The organism is Mesobacterium pallidum (genome assembly GCF_019966535.1).
Taxonomy (GTDB): domain Bacteria; phylum Pseudomonadota; class Alphaproteobacteria; order Rhodobacterales; family Rhodobacteraceae; genus Mesobacterium; species Mesobacterium pallidum.
Map to the genome: position 1 here is coordinate 454,733 of NZ_JAIMID010000001.1, position 22,809 is coordinate 477,541.

Below are 22,809 nucleotides of genomic sequence, written 5' to 3' on the forward strand. Positions count from 1 at the left end.
TTCGCCCGGCACGGCCCGCAAACCGGGTGTCCGGGCCCGACGTTGCGCCACATGCCCGGCCATGTCATTGATTTCACGGTGCGGTCATGGCCCCATGGCACAAGGGGCCGGAGTGCACGGCGTGGCAGACGGGAATTGGGCATGATCATCGAGAACCGCACCTTCGACGAAATCAAGGTGGGCGACCGCGAAGAGCTTCGTCGGCTCTGCACGCAGGACGACCTTCTGGTCTTTGCCAATGTCTCGGGCAATCACAACCCGATGCACCTGTACGACCAGGATGGCGACGGCGATGGCCAGCCCGAGGCGATCGTGCCGGGCATGTTCGTCGGGGCGCTGATCTCGGCCGTGCTGGGCAACGTGATGCCGGGGGCGGGAACGCTCTACCGCGCGCAAAGCTTCGTCTTTCACAACCGCGCCCATGCGGGGGACGACCTGCTCGCCGCCGTGACCGTGACCGGCAAGAACGACCGCGATGCCACGGTGACGCTGGCGACCGAGGTGACGCGGCCCGCCGATGGCGCGCTGATCCTGTCCGGCGTGGCCGAGGTCGAGGCGCCGCGCCGCAAGATCGTGCTGAACAGCCATGACCTGCCCGGCTTGATCGTCCAGCGCCACCGCCATTTCGAAAAGATCCTGAAACAGGCCGCCCCGCTGCCCGCGCTGGTGACCGCCGTGGTCTGCCCCGAGGAACCCAATTCGCTGGGCGGGGCGCTGAAGGCCCGCGAACACACGATCATCGAGCCGATCCTGGTGGGCGACCCGGCCAGGATCGCGGCGGCGGCGGCCGAGCTGGGAGTCAACCTCGACGGTATCGAGATCGTGGAGGAGATGGACCACCACGCCGCCGCCCGCCGCGCGGTCGCGCTGGTGACCGAGGGGCGCGCGCAGGCCCTGATGAAGGGGCACCTGCACACAGACATGCTGCTGCGTCCCGCGCTCGACAAGGAAACGGGGCTGCGGATGGGGCGGCGCTTTACCCATGTCTTCGTGATGGATGTGCCGGGAGTGATGCACCCGATCCTCGTCACCGACGCGGCGATCAACATCGCGCCGGACCTCAAGACCAAGGTGGACATCACCCAGAACGCCATCGACCTGGCGCTGAGCATCGGCATCGCCGAGCCCAAGGTGGGGGTGCTGTCGGCCACCGAGACGGTGAACCCGGACATCCCCAGCTCCATCGACGCGGCGCTTTTGTCCAAGATGGCGGAACGGGGGCAGATCACCGGCGGGCTGGTCGACGGGCCGCTGGCGATGGACAACGCGGTGGATCTTGCCGCCGCGCGGACCAAGGGGATCGTGTCGCCCGTGGCGGGGCGGGCCGAGATCCTCGTGGTGCCGAACCTCGACGCGGGGAACATGCTGGCGAAACAGCTGGCCTATATCTCCCACGCCGAGGCGGCGGGGCTGGTGCTGGGGGCAAAGGTGCCGATCATCCTCAATTCGCGGTCCGATGACGAGATGTCGCGCCTCGCCTCCTGCGCCGTCGCGGCGCTGCACCACGCGCGCCTCACGGGGGCCGCATGAGCCATGTGCTGACGCTGAACGCCGGGAGCTCGTCGCTGAAGTTCGGGCTGTTCCGGGTTGGCACGGGCGACCCGGAGGCGGAGCTGACGGGGCTGGTCGAGCGCATCGGCGGCGCGGCGGCGATGAAGCTGGAGCAGGGCGGAGAGACCGTCCGCATCGACCTGTCCGAAACGGATGCGCCCAGCCACGCGGGCGCCCTGAGCGCCGCGCTGGCCCAGATCGAGGCGCGCTGCCCCGAGGCGCGGATCGGCGCGGTCGGGCATCGGATCGTGCATGGCGGCATGACCTTTGGCGACCCGGCCGAGCTGACACCCGAGGTGATCGCTCATCTCGAACGGCTGATCCCGTTCGCCCCCCTGCACCAGCCGCATAACCTTGCGGGCGTGCAGGCGGCGCTGGCGGCGTTCCCGAAGGCGCGGCAGGTCGGGTGTTTCGACACGGCGTTCCACCGGGGCCAGCCCTTCGTCAACGACACCTACGGTCTGCCGAAGGCGTTCTACAACAAGGGCGTGCGACGCTACGGGTTCCACGGGCTCAGCTATGATTACATCGCCGGGAAACTGGCCGAGGACGCGCCGGACCTGGCGCAGGGTCGTGTGATCGTCGCGCATCTTGGCAATGGCGCGTCGATGTGTGCGATGAAGGGCGGCACATCCGTCGCCTCGACCATGGGGTTCACGGCACTGGACGGTTTGCCGATGGGCACGCGGGTCGGGCAGATCGACCCCGGGGTGCTGCTGTATCTCATGCAGCAGGAAGGGATGAGCGCCGACCAGATCTCGGACCTGCTTTACAGCAAGTCCGGCCTTCTGGGCCTGTCGGGCGTCAGCCGGGACATGCGGACGCTGCTGGAGGACGGCAGCGCGCCGGCTAGCGCGGCGGTCGACTACTTCTGCCACCGGATCATCCGCGAGACCGGCAGCCTCGCGGCGGCGCTTGGCGGCCTCGACGCGCTGGTGTTTACCGGCGGGATCGGGGAGAACGCCGCCCCGATCCGGGCGCAGGTTTGCGCGGGCCTCGGCTGGCTGGGGCTCGACTTCGACGCCGCCGCCAACGCGGCGGGGCGGGGGCGGATCAGCACCGAGACGAGCGCCGTGACAGCGCTGGTCATCCCCACGAACGAAGAGCTGGTGATCGCCCGCGCGGCCGCCGCCGTCACATGCTGATGAAATTGTCGAAGTAGACATCCCCCGCGTCCAGCACAGTCCCCGCGACCCCCTCGAGCAGGATGATGTGGTCACCGAGGAAAGTGACCTGCAGATCGCCCCCTACATCCGCCTGTGCCACGTCGGCAAATGTCGGCATCGCGGGCAGGTCGTAGGTGAACAGGCCAAGCGCCTCGCCATCGCCGAGGTCGAAATCGGTGATGACGTTGAATGTCTCGGGCTCGGTCCCCGTGAAATAGAACCGGAAGGTGTCGTGATCCGCGCCGCCGGTGATCGTGTCCTGCCCGGCGCGGATGTGGAACAGGTCCAGCCCCGCGCCGCCCTCCATCACGTCGTCGCCGCCCCAGTCGGTCAACTCGTCGTCGTTGTCGCCGCCCAGCAGCGTGTCGTCGCCCGCGCCGCCCGACAGCGTGTCGTTGCCGATCCCGCCGTCCAGCAGGTTCGACGCGCCCTGGTCCGACCCGGACGAGATCAGGTCGTCCCCGCCCTGGCCGTAGAAGCTGTCGGCGCCGTAGGTGCCCGATTGCCCGTCGTCGTAGATCGAATCGTTGCCCGTGCCGCCGTAGACGATGTCGATCCCGCCCTCGGAATAGATCGTGTCGGCCCCGTCACCGCCGTAGATCGTGTCGCCCTGTGCGCCGCCATGGATCAGGTCGTCATGCAGCCCGCCCTCGATCAGGTCGTTGCCGTCGCCGCCCCGGATCGTGTCGTTCTGCTGGTTGCCGCGCAGCGTGTCGTTGCCGGTGCCGCCCTCGAGGCTGTCGTCCTCGGACCCGCCCTCGACCAGGTCGTCGCCGCCATCGCCAAGGATCGTGTCCGCGCCCGCGTCGCCGTAAAAGCTGTCGTTGCCGTCCGGGCCGTCCTGCACCGCGTCGCGGATCAGGTCGTCGCCTTCCCCGCCTTCGATATGGTCGGCGCCGTATTGCCCGTCGAGCGTGTCGTGGCCGTCCCCGCCGTAAAGCCAGTCTTCCCCGGTGCCGCCCAGCAGGCTGTCGTCGCCATCGCCCCCTTCGAGCGTGTCCGACCCGTCGCCGCCGTCCAGCGTGTCGGCCTGGTATTCGCCCTGCAACAGGTCGTCGTGATCGCCGCCGATCAGGCTGTCGGCGCCGTAGCCGCCCACCAGCGTGTCGTTCCCGCTGCCGCCATCCAGGGTGTCGAACTGCGCGCCGCCTTCCAGCAGGTCGGCACCGTAGCCGCCCGTCAGGCTGTCGCTGCCCGCGCGGCCCTTGAGCGTGTCGTTGCCGCCCGAGCCCTCCATCAGGTCGGCCCCGTCCGAGCCGGTGAAGAGGTTGGCGCTGGCCGTCCCGATCAGCTCGACCCAGCTCTCGTCGCCCCAGCCATCGAATTGCAGCGCCGAAACGTCGATGTCCTGGTCCGCGCTGCCCGCGTCGAGCTCCAGCGCGAAGGTGTCGGGCGCGCCGCCCTCGTAAAGCCCGGTCAGCACCAGGTCGGTGGCGAGCGACCCCAGCCGGTACTGGTCGGCGTCGAAGAGCGCCCGGATGCCGCGGTTCGACAGGGTCAGCGTGCCGCGATGCTCCAGCGCCTCGATGCCCGAAATGTCCGCGCTGCGCATGTCGAAGGTGTTGCCCGTGCTGCCGGTGATCAGCACCAGCGTATCGGTCCCGCTGCCGCCATCGATCGTGTCGGCGCCAAAACCGAAGGTGTCGCCTGAGCTGCCCGAGCGTTCCAGCACAAGCTCGTCATCGCCCCAGTCGCCCGAGATGTAGATCGCGTTGCCTTCGTCGCTGGGATTGCGGTCGGTCGAGCCCCAGACCGTATCGTCGCCGCCGCCGCCCTCGAGGTGAACGCCGTTCAGCAGCAGGTCGTTGCCCTGCCGGCCCCGGATCGTGTCCTGACCGCTCCAGCCGTCGATGGAGTCGCCCACGTCCGAACCGTCAAGCTCGGTGTCGGCCGAGGTCAGCGTCAGCTCGAACAGGAAATCGCCCGCATTCACGTCGACCAGCACGATGTCGCGCAGGTCGGCAGGCAGGGCGGTCGCCGACAGCTGCCAGCCCGACAGGGTCAGGTCGGCCAGATCGGCCGTGCCGCGAATCTCGGTCAGCGCGTCGAACCGCAGGGTGGCGATGCGGAACTGGTCCTGCGGCGCGGCGCCGGGGGCCAGCGCGACCTCGATCACCTCGACGGTTTGGAAGAAGGCATTGCCATAGGTGAAGGCGGACTCGGTCAGCGTGTCGTCGAGCAGAAAGCGCACGGTGTCGGTGCCGGCCTCGCCCCACAGGGTGTCCGGGCCGGTCATCCCGGCCTCGGCCAGCTCGATCACGAAAAGGTCGTCATCCTCGCCGCCGTACAGCTTGTTGTCCTGCCCGCCCACGAGGATCGTGTCGTTGCCCCATTGGCCGTTGACGGTGGTGTCGCCGCCGCCCGCGACCAGGAAATCCGTCCCCGATCCGCCCGAGATCGAATTGTCGCCGTCGCCGCCGATCACCGTGTCGTTGCCGGTGTTGCTGACGATGGTCGTCGCGTCGTCCGTGGTGACGATGTAGTCGTCGAAATACGAGCCCCAGATCTCTTCGACATTCGACAGGAACACGTAGGACCCGTTGCCGCCGATATCGGCGGCGTAGCCAAGGTCGAGGAATATCTGCCAGGCGCTGTCGGCCAGGTCGAAATAGACGGTGTCGTGGTCCTCGCCGCCGTCGATCGTGTCCTGGTAGCCGTCGTTATGGACGTAGAAGCTGTCGTTGCCCAGGAGGCCCAGCAGGCTGTCGTTGCCATAGCCGCCGGTCAACACGTCGTCGCCCGAGCCGCCGCGCAGCGTGTCGTTGCCGGCATTGCCGTAAAGCCAGTCGTTGTCCGCGCCGCCCTTGAGCAGGTCGTTGCTGCCCTGGCCGTAAAGAAAGTCGATCCCGAGCCCGCCGATCAGCGTGTCGCGCCCCAGCCCGCCCTCGATCGTGTCGTTGTCGTCGCCGCCGTCGAGGCTGTCGTTGCCGTTCTCGCCCCTGAGGGAATCGTCACCTTCGAACCCCTCGATGGTGTCGGCAGAGTTGGTGCCCAGCAGCGTCTCGCCGCTCGATGTCCCCGGAATGTAGGCCATGCGACCACCCCCTTCACAATGCGCGCGGACGCGACGGCCCGCGTTGAAATGCGGTCAGTCTACGCCGGTCCGGCGCGATCCCAAAGGGATTCGAACGGGGAATGCGCGGGGCTCAGAACCCCTCGACCACCACCTCGGTGTGGTAGACGTTCGGCGGGGCGGCAAAGAACGGCCCGGCCAGCGCGCGCCAGTCGGCAAAGCCCTGGCTGTCGCGAAAATCCACCGTATGCGCCTCGAGCGTGTCCCACAGGACCATCAGCCGGTAGGTATCGGGGCGTTCCAGCACCTTTTCCAGCTTCATCGACTGGCAGCCCTTGGCCGATTGGAAATGCGGCACCGCTTGCGCGACGGCCGCCTGAAAAGCGGCATCGCTGCCGGGCTTGATGGTCAGTTCTGCGATCTCGCGGATCATGGTCCTACTCCTCCACTCCGTACCCTGTCTTGCCATGATCCGCCGCAGCCCGCCATCCCCTCTTGCGCGGAGGCGCGCGGGGCGGCTACACCGGCGGCCCGGACAGGAGGATCTCATGGACACAGCCGCCCGCATCGCCCGCACCATCGCCACCGAGATCGGCGCCAGCGCAACCCAGGTCCAGGCCGCGGTCGGCCTGCTGGACGGGGGCGCGACCGTGCCCTTCGTCGCGCGGTACCGCAAAGAGGTCACGGGCGGGCTGGACGACACACAGCTGCGCACCCTGGCCGACCGGATGGTCTACCTGCGTGAGCTCGAGGCGCGGCGCAGCTCGATTGCGGACGAGATCACCAAGCAGGGCAAGATGACGCCCGAGCTGGCGAAATCCATTGCCGGGGCCGAGACCAAGGCGACGCTCGAGGACATCTACCTGCCCTACAAGCCCAAGCGGCGCACCAAGGCGATGATCGCCCGCGAGAACGGGCTGGAGCCGCTTTTGACCGCGATCCGCGACGACCGCAGGGCCAGCCCCGAGGCACTGGCGGCAGGCTATGTGTCCGAGAACGTGGCCGATGTGAAAGCCGCCCTGACCGGCGCCCGCGACATCCTGGCCGAAGAGCTGTCCGAGAACGCCGACCTCCTGGGCCGATTGCGCGCGTTCATGCGCGCCGAGGCGGTGATCGCCGCCAAGGTGCAGCCGGGCAAGGAACAGGCGGGCGCCAAGTTCTCCGACTACTTCGACCACCGCGAGCAGTGGAAGGACATCCCCTCGCACCGTGCGCTGGCGATCCTGCGCGCGTCGAAGGAAGAGATCGTAAGCATCGAGATCGCCCCCGACCCCGAACTGCACAAGGGCCGGGCCGAGGGGATCGTGGCCGCCACCATCGGCGTTGCGGGCGACGGGCCCGGCGATGCCTGGCTGCGTGACGCCGCCGGCTGGACCTGGCGCGTCAAGCTGAGCCTGTCCATGTACATGGACCTTCTAGGAGAGCTGCGGGCGCGGGCGCATGAAGAGGCCATCGACGTCTTTGCCCGCAACCTCAAGGACTTGCTGCTGGCCGCCCCTGCGGGGGCCAAGGCGACGCTGGGCCTTGATCCCGGCATTCGCACGGGGGTGAAATGCGCCGTGGTCGATGCCACGGGCAAGCTGGTCGACACGGCCACGATCTACCCGTTCCAGCCCAAACGCGATGTGCGCGGGGCCGAGGCCACGCTGCTGGGACTGATCGCCAGGCACAAGGTGGACCTGATCGCCATCGGCAACGGCACCGCCAGCCGCGAGACCGACGCGTTGGTGGCCGATGTGCTGAAACTGCTCCCCGCAGGTGCGCCCAAGCCCACCAAGGTGGTGGTGAGCGAGGCGGGCGCCTCGGTCTATTCCGCCTCGGAAACGGCGGCGCGGGAATTCCCGGACCTCGACGTCTCGCTTCGCGGCGCGGTGTCGATTGCCCGCCGCCTGCAGGATCCGCTGGCCGAACTGGTGAAGATCGAACCGCAAAGCATCGGTGTCGGCCAGTACCAGCACGACGTGGACCAGCGGCGGCTGGCCAAGGCGCTGGAAGGCGTGGTCGAGGACGCGGTGAACGCCGTGGGCGTGGACCTCAACACCGCCTCCGCGCCGCTGCTGGCGCATGTGGCGGGCCTTGGCCCGTCGCTGGCGCAGGCGATTGTCTTTCACCGTGATGCAAGCGGAGCCTTCCCCAGCCGCAAGGCGCTGCTCAAGGTGCCGGGGCTGGGGCCGAAGGCCTATGAGCAGGCCGCCGGCTTCCTGCGCATCCGCGATGGCGACGAGCCGCTGGATGCCTCGGCCGTCCACCCCGAGGCCTACGGCGTGGCACGCCGCATCGTGCAGGCCTGCGGGCGCGACCTGCGCGCGCTGATGGGCGACGGTGCGGCGCTCAAGCGCCTGAACGCGCAGGATTTCGTGGACGAGAGCTTTGGCCTGCCGACCGTGCGCGACATCCTGTCGGAACTCGAAAAACCCGGCCGCGACCCGCGCCCCAGCTTCAAGACCGCCAGCTTCACCGACGGGGTCGAAGAGATCGGCGACCTGAAACCCGGGATGCGGCTTGAAGGGACGGTGACCAACGTCGCGGCCTTCGGTGCCTTTGTCGACGTGGGCGTGCACCAGGATGGGCTGGTGCACATCAGCCAGCTGGCCGACCGCTTCGTCAAGGACCCACACGAGGTGGTCAAGGCGGGCGACGTGGTGCAGGTCACGGTGATGGAGGTCGACATTCCGCGCAAGCGGATCGGCCTGTCGATGCGCAAGGACGCAGGGACCCAGCCCAAGGGCGAGGCGCGCGGCGGCCAGCGCGAGGATCGTGCCGCAGCGCCGAAGGGCGGGCCGGGTCGAGGCCGGGGACAGGATGAGCGGCAGGACCAGAGGCGGGGGGCTAAATCCTCGGGATTGCAGGAGAAATCCGGGCCAGGCACGGGGGCGCTCGGCGCTGCGCTGCTCGATGCCATGCGCAAGAAGGACTAAGGTCCGATGCCGCGACGCAGCGTCGGTGTCTTGCGCGCAGGCATTGCCTGTCGTTCAAGGGCCGCGAAACTGTTAAGATTTCATTACATCGCGTGAGTCGTAGGGGATGCGCCAATGAAGCCGATGCTGATTGCAGAGACCGATGAGACCGGCCGCGTGCGCGCGGTCTGGACCCGCGCCGCCGACGCCCGCGCGGCGCATCCGGTGCGGGACCCACGCGACGTGCTGGGCCTGATGGACCGGGCCGAGATCCATGGCGCCGACCGCGCCGGGCTGCGCGCCTGGGCCGAGTCCTTCGTGCCCGCGCCCTTCGAGCGGCTGGCCTGATCCCGTGACGGTTCGGTGACGGCGCCGCGCTGTCACGCGGCTGACGTATGGGGCCTGTATGCGGATCCCGCATCCACCGGGATGCGTCGTGATCGGGGGACAGGGCCATGACCGAACTCAATGCCGTGCATTTCGTGCTGGATTGCCTCTTCGTGCCGCGGCGCGACGGGGTGACGATGCGGCTGTGGCGCTATCTCCGGCAGCGGCTGGACTGACGGCGGCCGCGCAAGGGGGCGCTGCCCCCGTCCGCCCCTTGGGCGGACTCCCCCGGAGTTTATGGGCACAATGAAGAGCGGATCAGCGCGGGGCCAGCAGGCTGGCCGCCACCATGTCGGCGGCCGAGGGGCTGAGCGCCATGGGCGTGTCGTGCAGCATGGCAAGCCGGGTGAGCGCCTGGGTGTCCGCATCGCCGCCATGGGGCAGCAGAGGGTCGGCAAAGAAGATCACGGCGTCAAGCTCTCCGGTCGCGATCAACGCGCCCAGCTGCTGGTCGCCGCCCCGCGCGCCGCGTTGCAACCGGCGGATGGTGAGGTCCGGATGATCGGCGGCGATCATGCGCCCCGTGCCGCCGGTGCAGAAGAGCTGATGCCCGTGCAGGGCGCCGGCATGGCGCGAGATCCAGGCGCGCAGCTGCGCCTTGCGGCTGTCATGCGCCGCCAGCGCCACGCGGCGCGGCGCGGTCGAGAGGCGCCGGGCCTGGGTGGTGATCGCGAGGATCGACCGGACCTGTTCGGCGAACCCCGGCCCTGCCGCCGGGAAGGCCCCGGCCAGTGCCGCCGTGCCCACGGTGAAGCCCGCCGCGCCGGAACGGGCCGTCGCCTCGACCCGCGCCGCGCTGTCGATGCTGCCGGCCATGATGACCGGCTTGTCCACGGCCGTGCAGACCTGGGTCATGAGGGATTCGACGTCGCCGTCGAAGCGATAGGCCAGCAGGTCAAGCCCGTGGACATGTTCCAGTTCTGTCAGGCGTTTGGCCGAGGCGACAATGTCCGAGGCCGGCCCTTCCAGCACCGAGGGATGCCCGGTGATCCGGCCGGGGAAGGGGTAGTAGCGCAGCGGGTGCCAGCGGGTGAGTTGCGTCACCTCCTCGGCCCGCGTCCCGCCCAGCAGCACGTCGACCTCGAGCGTGATGGCGGCGCGGGCGGAGGCAAGCTCGCTTTCCGCGTCGAGGCTGACCACCTCGAGATAGGAGCGCCCGCCCGCCGCGCGGATCTCGTCCGCGAGGCCCTTGAGGTCGGCAAGCGGCAGGCCGACATCCTTGAAGCCGATGTGGCGCACGCCGCCTTCCAGCGCCTCGGCCAGCCGGGCGCGGGCGTCGGGGATGGTGCGGTCATCCGCCGTGAGCATCAGGATGAAATCGAAGGCCATGGCGCGTTCCCGTCTGGTTGCGCCTAGTGTGGCGCGCCGGGGCGGGGGCTGCAAGCCAAGGCTAGCCGCGCGGTTTGCGGCCTGAATGGGTCCAGTCGGGTGTGACGGCTTCGCGCGGGGCGGTCAGCGCCTCTTCGGACAGGTATTTCGTCGAGGTCCAGCCGCCGTCCACCGCCAGCACCTGCCCGTTGATCCAGCCCGAGGCGGGGGACGACAGGAACCAGATCGCCTCGGCCACGTCGCCGGGCGTGCCCCAGCGCGCGGCGGGGGTCATGTCGTGGTTCATGCGGCGGAAGGCTTCGACCTCGAGCCGGTGTTCGGTCATCGGGGTCGGGATGACGCCGGGCGCCACGGCGTTCGACCGGATGCCCGCGGCGCCGTATTGCGCGGCCATGTGCAGGGTCAGCCCGTTGAGGCCGGCCTTGGCGGCGGAATAGGCGCCGCCGCGCAGCCCGCCGAGGATCGCGTAGGTCGAGGAGATGTTGACGATGGTCGCCTCGTCTTTGAACGCGGTCAGGGCGGCGCGGGCGAGGCGGAAGGGGGCGCGCAGCATGATGTCGAGGAACAGGTCGAGCGTGGCGTCGTCGGTGTCATGCACCGGCGCGGGGCTGCCGATTCCGGCGTTGTTGACGAGGTGGTCGAGGCGGCCGAAGCGGGCCATGGCATGGGCGACCGCGTCGTCCGGCGCCGTGTCTGCGGTGATGTCGGCGGCGAAGGGTTCGAACGGGGCGGGCAGGCCCGCGAGGCTTTCGGCGGCGGCGTGCAGCTTGGCCGGGTCGCGAGCGACGCCGACCACGGCCACGCCGCGTTCCAGGAAGAGGCGGGCGGTGGCAAGGCCAATGCCGCTCGAGGCGCCGGTGATGAGGGCAACGCGTTGGTCGGTCATGACGGGGCCTTTCCGGTCGGGGCCATGGGGGCGTCAAAGCTCAGCATATCATGTGGCCCGAGCAGCGCCCGCAAGAGATGTGCCTGTTTGAGATAGAGCTGCGCGTCGGCCTCGGCCGAGAAGCCGATGCCGCCATGGACCTGGATACCAAGCCGCGCGTTTTCCAGCGCGATACGCGGCGCGAGGCGCGCCAGCGCGGCCACTTGGAACCCGGCATCGGGCGCGCGGGCATCAAGCGTCAGCGCCGCCATGTCGAGCTGGGCCGAGAGCATTTCCGCCCCGAGCGCCATGTTGGCGCCGTGGTGCTTGATGGCCTGGAAGGCGCCGATGGGCCGGCCGAATTGCTCGCGTGTCCTGGCGTAGTCCACGGCAAGGTCGCGCGCGGCCTCGGCCACGCCCAGCAGTTGGGCGGAGACGAGGAGGTCATGCAGCAGGGCGACCTCAGGCAGCGCTTCGGGTCCGGCGGGCAGGGCGCTGGTGACGCGCGCCAGCGCGCGGCCGTGGCCCATCATCGGCGCGTCCTCGGTGGCGAGGCCGGCGAGCGGGACGAGGCTGAGCGTTGCGCCGTCGCGAAGCACCGCATGGGCCGCGCCGCCCGCGTCGATCAGCAGGGGACCGTCCGGCGTGGTCACGCCCGCGCAGACCGCGACCTCTCCGCCCGCGATGGCGAGCGCGAGGTCCACGTCCTCGGCGCCAAGCGCGATGCGGGCGGCGATGCTGACTGCAACGGCCGAGGGAGAGACCAAGTGGCGGCCGAGCAGGCTGTGCAGCTGCGCTTCTTCGACCCGGCCGAGGCCGGCGCCGCCCGCATCCTCGGGAAAGCCCAGCAGGAAGGTGCCGAATTCAGCCAGCGGGGCCATGGGGTCGGCGGCGCCCTCGCGCAGCCGCGAGACGGGGTAATGCGTGTCCAGCATCTGCTGGGCGGCGTCCAGCACCTGCCGCAGCTCTTCGGTCAACGTCAGATCAAGCGTCATGGCCGCGCCTCCCGCGGCAGGCCCAGGATCCGCTCGCCGATGATGTTGCGCTGGATCTCGGCCGTACCGCCGGCGATCGTCTCGGAATAGCTTTCAAGGTAGTCGGCCACGCGCCCCGAATGGACCAGCGCCGCAGGCCCGAGGATGTCCATGGCGGCGCGGCGGATGCGTTGTTCGAGCTCGGCAAAGGACAGCCGCACGAGCGAGCCGTCAAAGGGCGTCGCGGGCTCGCGCAGGGCCACGCGGTAGGTCATCGCGCGGATCGCCGCCGCCTCGGCCCGCAGGTCCGACAGCCGCTCGGCCATGGCGGACCCCGGCGTGGGGCGGGCGAGGTCGATCAGGTCCTCGACCTGCACCGACAGGTCCAGCTGCAGCGCCATGGCGGCGGTGCGCCGCTCGAAGCCCAACGTGGTCATGGCGGTCGTCCAGCCGTCATGCAGCCCGCCGACGACCTGTGTCAGGGGGATGCGCACGTCATCATAGAACACTTCCGCGAAATGCGTCGCCCCGGCCATGTTGCGGATCGGGCGGATGGTGATGCCGGGCAGGGACATGTCGCAGATGACCCAGCTGAGGCCCTTGTGGCGTTTCGATCCCGGCTCGGTGCGGATCAGCAGCTCCTGGAAATCGGCGATGTCGGCATAGCTCGACCAGATCTTCTGGCCGTTGACGATCAGCATGTCGCCCTCGACACGGCCGGTGGTGCGCAAGCTGGCAAGGTCCGATCCGGCGCCGGGCTCGGAAAAACCCTGGCACCAGATCGACTGCCCTTTCAGGATGCGGGGCAGGTGCGTGGCCTTCTGCGCCTCGGTCCCGCAGGCGATCAGCGTCGGGCCGGCGTGGTTGAGGGCGACAAAGCTGCAATCCAGCGTCGAGGGCGCGCGGGCGCGCACGTATTCCTCGTACCAGAGCAGAAGGCGCGCCGGGGGCAGCCCCTGGCCGCCGTAGTCCTTCGGCCAGGCAAGGCCGCCCCAGCCGCCGTCGTAGAGCTTTGCCAGCCAGTCCAGCGCAAAGGCGCGGGACTCGGACCCGTCTTCGGGCGCACGGGTGGCGGGCTTGTTGTCCAGCAGCCAGGCGCGGGCCGCGTCGCGAAAGGCGATATCCTCGGGCGAGAGCTGGAGTCTCATGCGGGGTCGGTACCCAAAAAAGTCCACATTGTGGAACAATAGTCCGATCTCATGTCTCGCCCTCCCCTGGGCCGGATCGGCCCGCTTGTGCGGACTTTATAAGCAGATAGCGCCATGGGTCAAGAATGGCGGAGTTGACAGCCCCTCCCGCGGCGGTCATGTTCGGCCCATGCTTGAGGGAGGCATGAGTCCCATCATGTGGGAGAAGGCGTAGATGGATTTCGACTGGACCGAAGAGGATGCGGCCTACCGGGCGCGCATCCGCGACTTCCTTGCGCGCACGCTTCCCGCCAATTGGGACGAGATCGCGCGCCACGGTCCTGGCTCGCCCGAGCAGACGGAGTTCAGCCTTACGTTCTGCCCCAAACTGGCCGACGAAGGCCTGCTGGTCCCGCATTGGCCCGCAGACTGGGGCGGCGCGGATCGACCGCCGTGGGAGCATTTCATCCTTGGCGAAGAGATGTGGCGCGCCGGCGAGCCGCGCGGCGCGCAATACATGAACGTCAACTGGATCGGCCCGGTGCTGATGCGCTACGGGTCCGACGCGCAAAAGGCGCAGTATATCCCGCCCATGGCCGAGGGGCGCGCGATCTGGTGCCAGGGGTTTTCCGAACCGAACGCCGGGTCAGACCTTGCCAGCCTGCGCACCCGCGCGATCCGCGACGGGGCTGATTACGTCATCAACGGGCAGAAGATCTGGACCTCCTATGCCGGGCTCGCCTCGACCTGTTTCCTGCTGGCGCAGACCGGCGGGGCCGACGGCGGGCGCGCCGGGATCGCCATCTTCCTGGTGCCGATGGACACGCCCGGGATCGAGGTGCGCGCGATCCCCAGCCTGATCGGCCATGGCGACATCCACGAGGTCTTTTTCACCGACGTGCGCGTGCCCGCCACGGCGCGGCTGGGGGCGGAGGGCGAGGGCTGGACGATCATTTCCTACGCCCTGGCCAATGAACGGGTCGGCATCCCGCGCTACGAGATGGGGGCGGCGACGCTTGACACCATGGTGGCCGAATTGCAGGCGCGGGGGCAGTTTTCGGACAGCATCGTCCGGTCCCGCGCGGCCCAAGCGGCTGCGGCCTGCGAGGCGGCGCGGCTGCAGGTCTACCGCGTGGTCGACGGCCGGTCGCGCGGCCAGGCGCCGGGGACGGAATCGAACCTCGCCCGCGTCGCGGTGGTCGGGGCCGAACGCGCGGTGGCCGATTTCGGGATGGATTTCTTGCCCGATGCCTTCTCGGGCTCGGGCCATGATGCCCTGCTGTCGCATCACGAGCGGGCCATCGTCACCGGCATCGCGGCCGGCGCGACCGAGATCCAGTTGAACCTGGTCGCACGGCAGCACCTGAACCTGCCGAAAGGGGCCTGAGATGCGGTTCGACCTGAACGTGGACCAGCAGACTTTTGCCACCGTGCTGGGCCAGATGCTGCAAGGCGCGGCTTTCGCGCCGGTCGAGGGGTGGGGCCGCTACGACCTCGGCACCGCGCTCGAGGCGCAGTTCGACGCAGGCGGCTTCTTCGATGCCGCCGCCGAGCCCGATCTGGGCCCCGTGGCGGCGGCGCTGATGGTGCATGACGTGGCCGGCGTACCCGTCTGTTTCGAGCTCGCGGCCTCGGCGCTCATCCGGCCTTTCCTTGGCCGCGACGTGCCGCGCCCGCTGGCCGTTCGCGTGGACGGCCAGCCCGGCGCGCTGCGCTACCTGCCGCAGGCCCGGGGCATCGTCGAGATTGGCGAGACCGTGCGCTATGCCGACCTGCCCGACGGCGCTGCGCAACCCGTCGACAGCCTTTATGCCTACCCGATGGGGGAATTGACCGACCCCGAGGCGCTGGACTGGCAGACCCTCGACGCCGACCCCGCGAAACTGCGTGCCCTCTGGCAGGTGGCCACGGCGGCCGAGCTGACCGGCGTGCTGCGCGCGGGCCTCGACGCGGTGCTGGCCCATGTCCGCGACCGGCGGCAATTCGGCCAACCGCTCGGCGCCTTTCAGGGCGTCCAGCACCGCCTGGCCAATGCGGCGGTCGAGATCGAAGGCGCCCGGCTCATGATGCTCCGCGCCGCGCAGCGGCAGGCGCCCGGGGATGCCGCCCTCGCGCTGGGCCGCGCGCAGGAGATCACCAACGCGATCACCTATGACCTGCACCAATTCATGGGCGCCATGGGCCTGACGCTGGAACATCCGTTGCACCGCTGGACCTATCGCGCCAAGCTGCTCAAGGCCGAGATGGGCGGCATGGGCGCGGCCTACCTCTCCTACGCCACCGACCGCTGGGGGGCGCCATGAGCGATCTGCCGACATACGAGACGCTGCTGCTGACCCGCGCCGGGCGGCGGCTGACGATCACCTTCAACCAGCCCGAGGTGCTGAACGCTTTCGGCGCGGCCATGCACCGCGAGATCACCGAGGCGCTGGTGTTCGCCGCCGCCGATCCCGGGTCCGACGTGATCGTGCTGACCGGGGCGGGGCGGGCGTTTTCGGCGGGCGGCGACATCGCCCGGATGCAGCATTTCGTCGACCACCCGGACGATTTCGCCGCCGAGGCCGAGGGCGCCAAGCGGCTGATCTATGCCCTCTTGGAGATCGACAAGCCCCTGGTCGCCCGCATCAACGGCCCCGCCGTGGGGCTGGGGGCCACCATCGCGCTCTTCTGCGACGTGACCTTTGCCAGCGAAACGGCGAAGATCGGCGATCCCCACGTGGCTATCGGCCTTGTCGCCGGGGACGGCGGGGCGGTGATCTGGCCGCAGCTGGTGGGGATGCACCGCGCCAAGGAATTCCTGCTGACCGGCGAGCTGCTGACCGCCGCCCGCGCCGCCGAAATCGGCCTCATCAACCATGTCCTGCCTGATGACGCGCTGGACACCGCCGTCGATGCCTTCTGCGCCAAGCTGCTGGCGGGGTCGCAGCCGGCGATCCGCTGGACCAAGGTGACCATGAACCTCGAACTCAAGCGGCTGGCCCATGCGTTGATGGACCCCGGCATGGCCTACGAATCCCTCTCGGTTCGCACCGAAGAGCATCGCGCCCGCGTCCAAGCCTTCGCCGCAAAGGCGCGCAAGCCATGACCGACCCGCTTGGCCCCCGCCTTGCTGACCTCGCGGCCGGCGGTCGTCACCGCGCGCCCGAGCGCCCCGGCCTTGGCGACCTGGCCCTGGCGCTCGCGGCCGAGGACCCGGACCGCGTCGTGGTCAGCCAGGGCGGCCGGGATGTCACCCGCGGGCAGATGCTGGACATGGCCCTGCGCCTTGGCGGCGCGCTGATCGCGCGGGGGCTCCAGCCCGGCGCCAGCGTCGCCTTCCAGCTGCCGAACTGGTGGGAGGCGACGGTCATCAACCTCGCCTGTGCGCTCTTCGGCTGGCGCATCGTGCCGCTCCTGCCGATCTACCGCGCGGCCGAGCTGCGCGCGATCCTGCCCGCCTGCGCGGTGCAGGCGATCTTTCTGCCGCCCGCCACCCCGGGCCGCGACTACCGCGCCACGGTCGAGGGGCTCGACAGCCCGCCGCCGCATATCTTCACCCTGAGGGGCGATGCGCCGGGCGGGTTCGACGATCTCTTGCGCCATGCGCCGGCCGAGCCTGCGCTGCCGCCCTGCACCGATGCCAAGTTGATCATCTTCACCTCGGGCAGCACCGGGCGGCCCAAGGGGGTGCTGCACACCCATGCCTCGCTCGACGCCGTGGTGCGGCAGACCGCCGATACCTGGGACACGGGCGAAGGCGACGTGCTCTACGTCCCGTCGCCCGTCGGCCATATCGGCGGGTCGATCTACGCCTTCGAGTTTCCCTGGATCACCGGCTGCCGCACGATCCTGGACGACCAGTGGGACCCGGCCCGCGCGGTGCGGGCCATAGACGACCACGGCGCCACCTTCATGGCGGGCGCGACGCCCTTCCTGGCGGGGCTGCTCGCGGCGGCCGAGGCGGCGGGCAGCGCCCTGCCGGGGCTCAGACGCTTTGTCTGCGGCGGGGCCAGCGTGCCGCCCGAGCTGGTGCGCCGGGGCCTCGCGGCCTTTCCCAATGCGGTGGTCAGCCGCGCCTATGGCTCCTCCGAGGTGCCGCTGGCCTTTCCGGGCATCCAGACCCGCGCGGGGGCCGAGGCCCATGCCGACACGGACGGCGAGGCGGCGGTCGAGGTGCGCCTGCTGGACAGCGTCGGCGCCGAAGTGCAGCCGGGGGCGGAGGGCGAGATCGCCCTGCGCGGGCCGCAGATGTTCATCGGCTACCTCGACCCTGCCGACGATATCGGAAGCTTTACCGAGGACGGGTTCTTTGTCATGGGCGACCTCGGCCGGTTGACCGAGGGGCGCTATATCACCATCACCGGCCGCACCAAGGACATCATCATCCGCAAGGGCGAAAACATTGCCCCGCTCGAGATCGAGAACGCGCTGCTGACCCATCCGGACGTCTTGGCCGTGTCCATCGTCGGCGCGCCGGATGCCGAGCGGGGCGAAATCGCCGTCGCCTTCGTCGTGGCACGCCCCGGCTTCGACATGGTTGCGATGCGCGACCACCTCGAAGACGCGGGGCTGGCGCGACAGAAGTTCCCCGAGCGGCTGGAACTGGTCGAGGCGCTGCCGATGAACGCCGTCGGCAAGGTGCAGAAGCCCGAGCTGCGCCGCATCGCGGCCAGGCTGGTCCGGCAGGACGCCTGATCGCCTGGGGTCCCGTGATGCGGGATGGTGTCGGTCACATGTCCCGCTATACTGGACGCAACCGAGGCAAGGGGCAGGCATGACCAAACAGGACGGCACCCAGGCGATCCGGCGCGCGGCCGCGATCCTGCAACAGATCGCGCATGTGTCGGACGGGCAACCGCCAACGCTGCGCAGCCTCAGCCAGGCGGTGGACCTGCCGCGTTCGACCACGCACCGGATCCTGAAATGCCTGACCGAAGAGGGGCTTGTCGCCTACGACGAAGCCTCGCGCCGCTACGAGATCGGGATGCTCAGCTACGAGCTGGGGCTGGCCGTGACCGACCGGGTGCTGCAACTGGCGCCCTGGGCCTCGGCTGCCGACCGGGTGGCGCAGCGGGCCAATGTCACGACCTATCTCATGCGGCGCTCGGGGATGGAGGCGGTCTGCGTCCACAAGGCCGAGGGGCGCAATGTGATCCGGGTAATCCCGGTCGAGGTCGGCCAGCGCCGCTACCTTGGCGTCGGGGCCGGGGCCACGGCGCTGCTGGCCGGGCTGCCGGATTCGGGTGTCGACCAGATCATCACGGCCATCGCGCCCGAACTGGCGGCCTTTGCCGACCTCAGCCCCGAGCGTATCCGCGAGGCGGTGGCCGAGGCGCGCCGCACCGGGTTCGCGGAAAGCCAGGGGCGCGCCTACCGGTCGATCTACGGCCTCGGGATGGGTGTCGCGGCCCATGCGGCCGAACCCGACATCGCCATCTCGATCGCCGCCCATGCGCCCGAGGTGGACGATGCCCGCATCGCCGAGTGGAAGGCGATCATCCGCGAGGAAATCGCCGCCACGCAAAAGGCGCTGCCGGCGCGCGCCTAGCCCGCCAGCGCGCGGGCGATCACCAGGCGCTGGATGTCGCTGGTGCCCTCGTAGATCTGGCAGACGCGGACGTCGCGGTAGATCTTTTCCACCGGAAAATCGCGGGTATAGCCGTAGCCGCCGAAGGTCTGGATCGCGCCGGAACAGACCTCCTCGGCGATCTCCGACGCGAAGAGCTTGGCCATCGACGCCTCCTTGAGGGCAGGGCGGCCCGCGTCGCGCAGGGTGGCGGCATGCAGCACCATCTGGTGCGCCACCTCGACCTTGGTGGCCATGTCCGCAAGGCGGAAGGCGACGGCCTGGTGGCCCATCAGCTTGGCCCCCATGCTCTCGCGTTCGTTGGCATAGGCCACGGCGTGATCCAGCGCCGCGCGGGCCATGCCGACCGATTGCGCGGCGATGCCGATGCGCCCGCCCTCGAGGTTCGACAGGGCGATGCGGTAGCCCTGGCCTTCCTCGCCCAGGAGGTTCTCGGCCGGGATCTCGAGGTCCTCGAACGCGATCTGCGCCGTGTCCGACAGCGTTTGCCCCAGCTTTTTCTCAAGCGAGGCGACGCGGTAGCCGGGCGTATCCGTGGGCACGATGAAGGCGGAAATTCCCTTCTTCCCCGCCTCGGGGTCGGTCACGGCAAAGACGATGGCGACATCGGCGTTCTGCCCCGAGGTGATGAACTGCTTGACCCCGTTCAGCTTGTACCCCGCGTTGGTGCGCACCGCCCGCGTCTTCAGCGCCGCGGCGTCCGATCCCGCGTGCGGCTCGGTCAGGCAGAAGGCGCCCAGCTTTTCGCCGCGGGCCATGGGGCGCAGGAACTGCTCTTTCTGCGCGTCGGTGCCGAACTTCAGGATCGGCACGCAGCCGACGGAATTGTGCACCGACATAATGGTGGACACCGCGCCATCCCCGCCCGCGATCTCTTCCAGCGCGAGGGCATAGGCCACGTGGTCGGTCATGGCGCCGTCCCAGTCCTCGGGCACCAGCATGCCCATGAGGCCAAGCGCGCCCATCTCGGCCAGCTCGGCCCTGGGGAAGGCGCCGCTGCGGTCCCATTCGGCGGCCTGGGGCGCCAGCCGCTCGGCCGCGAAGCGGCGGGCCATGTCGCGGACCATTTCCTGGGTGTCGTCGAGGATCATGTCGGGGCCTTTCGGTGGGGGCGCGGCCCGCCACCCGGCGGGACAAGCGGCGGGGTCAGTCGGGGATCTTCCCGGTCACGCGGGCCAGGAACATGTCGGCGATATAGTCGGCATCGCGGCCCAGACGGTCGGTCGTGCCGTCCACGATGGCCTGGATGCAGATGCCGGAAATCGTGCCCGAGACGGCGCGCACGGACTGGTCGATATCGACGCCCTCGCGCAGCTCTCCCATCGACTGCGCCTCTTGCATGTAGCCGCGCAGGTTGTCGCGATAGGCGCGCTGCAGGGCCTGGACGCGCGGCTTCAGCTCGGGGACCGAGCCGCTTGAATCCACGATCAACTGGTAGAGCGCCACGGCGCTGTCGGGCATGTCGCGCACCGCCTCCATCTGGAAGCGGATGCGCTCGGCCAGCGCCGCGCAGCCGCGCCTGTCGCCGACCCGCTCGGCTACCTGGCGCAGGAACCGCTCTTCAATCGCGTCCAGCACCGCCTCGAGCAGCGCCAGCTTGGTGCCGAAGCGCTGCACCGGCAGCCCGCGCGAATAGCCCGCGTCCAGCCCGATCTGCGCCAGGTTGGCCCCGGCCGTGCCCTTGCGCCCGATCAGCGCGATGGCCGCGCGCAGCATCTTGCGGTCCGACTCGGCCCGGCGCTGGTGCTTGGGGCCGAGGACGGGGCTGGCATCGGGTGTCGCGGTCAAGGGCGGGTCTCCTGCGGGCGTTGCGGCGATCATAGCGGCTGGGCGCGCCGTGGCCAGACGGGGCCTAACGCGCCACGCTGCCCTCGGGCAGCCAGGTCACGATGCCGGGAAAGGAGATCAGGATCAGCACCACCACCAGCGCCGTCAGCGCGAAGGGCAGCACGCCCAGAAAGACGGTGCCCAGGCTGATCTCGCGCCCCAGGTTCGCCTCGGGGTCCGAGGCGATGCGATGGACGATGAAGGTCAGGATGCCAAGCGGCGGCGTCAGCAGCCCGACCTCGGCCATGACCACGAGGAAGACTCCGAACCACAGCGGGTCCACGCCGACCGATTCCAGCGGCTTCATCAGCACCGGGATAGTCAACAGCATCATCGCCAGCGTGTCCATGAACATGCCAAGGATCAGGTAGGCGATGATCAGGATCAGCAGCAGCTCGACCCGGCCCAGCCCCAGCGCGGCCACTTCTGACGCGATGAAGTTCGGTACCTGGCTCAGCGCCATGGCGCGGGTCAGCACCGCCACGCCGATGATCAGCAGGAAGACCGAGGCGGTGCCGGTCAGCGTGCCGATCAGCGATTCGCGCAGCATGACGCCGATCTCGCGCAGGGCGTTGCCTTGGCCAAGCTGGTGCGCCACGCCAAAGATCAGCGCCGCGATCATGCCGAAGACCCCGGCCTCGGTCGCGGTGAAGATGCCGGCGAACAGCCCGCCGATCACGATCAGGATGACCACGGCAATCGGCATGACCCCCGCCAGAGAGCGCCAGCGCATGGCCCAGGTGATCCCGCTCATGTCCACGCGCGGGGCGAGCGAGGGGCGCAGCATCGCCTGCGCGACGATCATCGCAGCAAAGGCAAAGGCCAGCATCAGGCCGGGAATGACGCCGGCCAGCAGCTGCTGGCCCACGGGCAGCGAAGCGGCGCCGGCATAGACGACCAGCAGCAGGCTGGGCGGGATGATCTGCCCCAGCGTCCCGGCGGCCGCGACCGATCCGACGGCCAGCTGCGGATGGTAGCCCGATTTCAGCATCTCGGGGATCGACACCCGCCCCAGCGCGTAGGTGATGCCGATGGTGCTGCCGCTTGAGGCCGCCAGCGCCGCGCCGGCGAAATTCGTGGCGACCGCCAGCCCGCCGGGCATCCAGCCCAGCCAGCGGCGCGCGGCCTCGAAGGCGGAGGTGGTCAGCCCCGTCTTCCACATGATCATGCCCATGAGGATGAACATCGGGATCACGCTGAGCGACCAGGACGCGGCGGCGTCATAGGCCACCCCCTCCATCGTCGATTTGACCACCCGCAGCCCGCTGAGCGCGTAGAGCCCCAAGAGCGCCGCGCCGAACATGGCGACCCCGACGGGGATGCCCATGAGCAGCAGCACGATGGACAGGACCACGATCAGGATGCCGATGACCTGTTTCGGAAGGTCCGCGTAGAGCATCGCGCCGGAGGCGGCGATGGCGATGACGAGGCCAAGGATGAAGACCGCGATGCCAAGGCGCTGGGCGCGGGGGGTCATGCGGCCTCCCCTTCGCCTTGAGTGTCGGCCGCGCCGCCGGGCAACCGGCCGGTGAAATGGCGGAAACTGGTCGCGGCGGTCTGCAGGGCCAACGCGGCGACGCCGATCACGGCGACGAACTTGACCGGCCAGATGGCGACCGGGGGCAGGGAGGAGGTCGTCTCGCGGTAGCCGAAACTGTCCATCGCCTCGTGCCAGGCGTGCCAGGCGAGGCCCACCAGCAGGGCGGTGGCGATCAGGCCGAAACACCCCTCGACCCAGGCCCGCATCCGCGCGGGCAGGGTGTCAAGAAGGATGGTCACCTTGATGTGGTCCTGGCGCCGTTCGGTATAGGCAAAGGCCAGCAGGGTAAGCGCGGGCATCCACCATTGCGCGGTCATCTCGAGCGTGCCGCGCAGGGGCGTCTTGAAAAAGGCGCGCCCGATCACGTCGACAAAGACGTTGAGCGCCAAGAGGCACAGCGCGAGGCCGGCGACCAGCGCAAGGCCAAGGGCCAGCCGGTCGATCCAGGCCAGCAGGGCCGGATCGGGGCGCGCGGGGGGCGTCCGGGGGGTGTCCGTCATGGGGTGACCTGTATCACGATCCGCCAGATGGCGGTACGGGGCCCGCCGCGTTGGACGGGCCCCCTTG

Annotated in this window: 19 protein-coding genes; 9 read left to right on the top strand and 10 right to left on the bottom strand. The window is 69.5% G+C overall.

What is annotated here, in order from left to right; all coding sequences use genetic code 11:
* Positions 1-141: 141 nt before the first annotated feature.
* Positions 142-1,530 (top strand): bifunctional enoyl-CoA hydratase/phosphate acetyltransferase, encoded by a 1,389-nt coding sequence (locus tag MF270_RS02065; RefSeq protein WP_238364185.1) that lies wholly within the window; start codon positions 142-144, stop codon positions 1,528-1,530.
* Entirely contained in the window at positions 1,527-2,696 is a 1,170-nt protein-coding gene (locus MF270_RS02070) for an acetate/propionate family kinase (RefSeq protein WP_238364186.1), read from the top strand. Before MF270_RS02065 ends, MF270_RS02070 begins: the two co-directional genes overlap by 4 nt.
* Here the strand turns inward: MF270_RS02070 and MF270_RS02080 are convergent.
* On the bottom strand, positions 2,686-5,751 hold the full coding sequence (locus MF270_RS02080) for a calcium-binding protein (protein WP_272490641.1): 3,066 nt from the start codon (positions 5,749-5,751) through the stop codon (positions 2,686-2,688). The two genes, MF270_RS02070 and MF270_RS02080, sit on opposite strands and share 11 nt — an antisense overlap.
* Before the next feature lie 112 nt (positions 5,752-5,863).
* Positions 5,864-6,163, bottom strand: a complete 300-nt coding sequence (locus MF270_RS02085; RefSeq protein ID WP_238364187.1) for an antibiotic biosynthesis monooxygenase family protein — start codon at positions 6,161-6,163, stop codon at positions 5,864-5,866.
* A 115-nt stretch (positions 6,164-6,278) separates the two neighbouring features.
* On the opposite strand from MF270_RS02085, the gene MF270_RS02090 reads away from it, so the two are divergent.
* Complete coding sequence (locus MF270_RS02090) at positions 6,279-8,648, top strand: Tex family protein (protein ID WP_238364188.1); 2,370 nt, start codon at positions 6,279-6,281, stop codon at positions 8,646-8,648.
* Positions 8,649-8,762: 114 nt separating this feature from the next.
* A complete protein-coding gene (locus MF270_RS02095) occupies positions 8,763-8,975 on the top strand; it encodes a hypothetical protein (RefSeq protein WP_238364189.1) in 213 nt (70 codons plus the stop codon).
* 297 nt (positions 8,976-9,272) lie between these two features.
* Here MF270_RS02095 and MF270_RS02100 read toward each other — a convergent pair whose 3' ends face one another.
* The 4 genes from MF270_RS02100 to MF270_RS02115 form a co-directional block, all read right to left on the bottom strand.
* On the bottom strand, positions 9,273-10,343 hold the full coding sequence (locus tag MF270_RS02100) for a methylglyoxal synthase (protein ID WP_238364190.1): 1,071 nt from the start codon (positions 10,341-10,343) through the stop codon (positions 9,273-9,275).
* A gap of 61 nt (positions 10,344-10,404) precedes the next feature.
* A complete protein-coding gene (locus MF270_RS02105) occupies positions 10,405-11,229 on the bottom strand; it encodes an SDR family NAD(P)-dependent oxidoreductase (protein WP_238364191.1) in 825 nt (274 codons plus the stop codon).
* Entirely contained in the window at positions 11,226-12,203 is a 978-nt protein-coding gene (locus MF270_RS02110) for an acyl-CoA dehydrogenase family protein (RefSeq protein ID WP_238364192.1), read from the bottom strand. The genes MF270_RS02105 and MF270_RS02110 overlap by 4 nt, the downstream gene beginning before the upstream one ends.
* Positions 12,200-13,330, bottom strand: coding sequence for an acyl-CoA dehydrogenase family protein (locus MF270_RS02115; protein ID WP_238364193.1), 1,131 nt, complete (start codon positions 13,328-13,330; stop codon positions 12,200-12,202). The genes MF270_RS02110 and MF270_RS02115 overlap by 4 nt, the downstream gene beginning before the upstream one ends.
* Before the next feature lie 214 nt (positions 13,331-13,544).
* On the opposite strand from MF270_RS02115, the gene MF270_RS02120 reads away from it, so the two are divergent.
* From MF270_RS02120 to MF270_RS02140, 5 genes are all read left to right on the top strand, one after another.
* A complete protein-coding gene (locus MF270_RS02120) occupies positions 13,545-14,696 on the top strand; it encodes an acyl-CoA dehydrogenase family protein (protein WP_238364194.1) in 1,152 nt (383 codons plus the stop codon).
* 1 nt (position 14,697) lies between these two features.
* Entirely contained in the window at positions 14,698-15,612 is a 915-nt protein-coding gene (locus MF270_RS02125) for an acyl-CoA dehydrogenase family protein (RefSeq protein WP_238364195.1), read from the top strand.
* Positions 15,609-16,394 carry an enoyl-CoA hydratase/isomerase family protein gene (locus MF270_RS02130; RefSeq protein ID WP_238364196.1) on the top strand — a complete coding sequence of 262 codons (786 nt, stop codon included), beginning with the start codon at positions 15,609-15,611 and terminating at the stop codon, positions 16,392-16,394. Before MF270_RS02125 ends, MF270_RS02130 begins: the two co-directional genes overlap by 4 nt.
* Entirely contained in the window at positions 16,391-17,983 is a 1,593-nt protein-coding gene (locus tag MF270_RS02135; RefSeq protein WP_238364197.1) for an AMP-binding protein, read from the top strand. The genes MF270_RS02130 and MF270_RS02135 overlap by 4 nt, the downstream gene beginning before the upstream one ends.
* 79 nt (positions 17,984-18,062) lie before the next feature.
* Positions 18,063-18,836 (top strand): IclR family transcriptional regulator, encoded by a 774-nt coding sequence (locus tag MF270_RS02140; protein ID WP_238364198.1) that lies wholly within the window; start codon positions 18,063-18,065, stop codon positions 18,834-18,836.
* Here the strand turns inward: MF270_RS02140 and MF270_RS02145 are convergent.
* The 4 genes from MF270_RS02145 to MF270_RS02160 all read right to left on the bottom strand — a co-directional run bounded on the left by MF270_RS02145 (position 18,833) and on the right by MF270_RS02160 (position 22,742).
* Positions 18,833-19,966: an acyl-CoA dehydrogenase family protein gene (locus MF270_RS02145; protein ID WP_238364199.1), complete on the bottom strand. Its 1,134-nt coding sequence runs from the start codon at positions 19,964-19,966 to the stop codon at positions 18,833-18,835. The two genes, MF270_RS02140 and MF270_RS02145, sit on opposite strands and share 4 nt — an antisense overlap.
* Positions 19,967-20,021: 55 nt before the next feature.
* The gene (locus MF270_RS02150; protein ID WP_238364200.1) at positions 20,022-20,663 is read right to left on the bottom strand and encodes a TetR/AcrR family transcriptional regulator; all 642 of its coding nucleotides are present in this window, start codon (positions 20,661-20,663) and stop codon (positions 20,022-20,024) included.
* A 64-nt stretch (positions 20,664-20,727) separates the two neighbouring features.
* A complete protein-coding gene (locus MF270_RS02155; protein WP_238364201.1) occupies positions 20,728-22,179 on the bottom strand; it encodes a TRAP transporter large permease in 1,452 nt (483 codons plus the stop codon).
* Positions 22,176-22,742: a TRAP transporter small permease subunit gene (locus tag MF270_RS02160; protein ID WP_238364202.1), complete on the bottom strand. Its 567-nt coding sequence runs from the start codon at positions 22,740-22,742 to the stop codon at positions 22,176-22,178. The genes MF270_RS02155 and MF270_RS02160 overlap by 4 nt, the downstream gene beginning before the upstream one ends.
* Between the last annotated feature and the right edge of the window lie 67 nt (positions 22,743-22,809).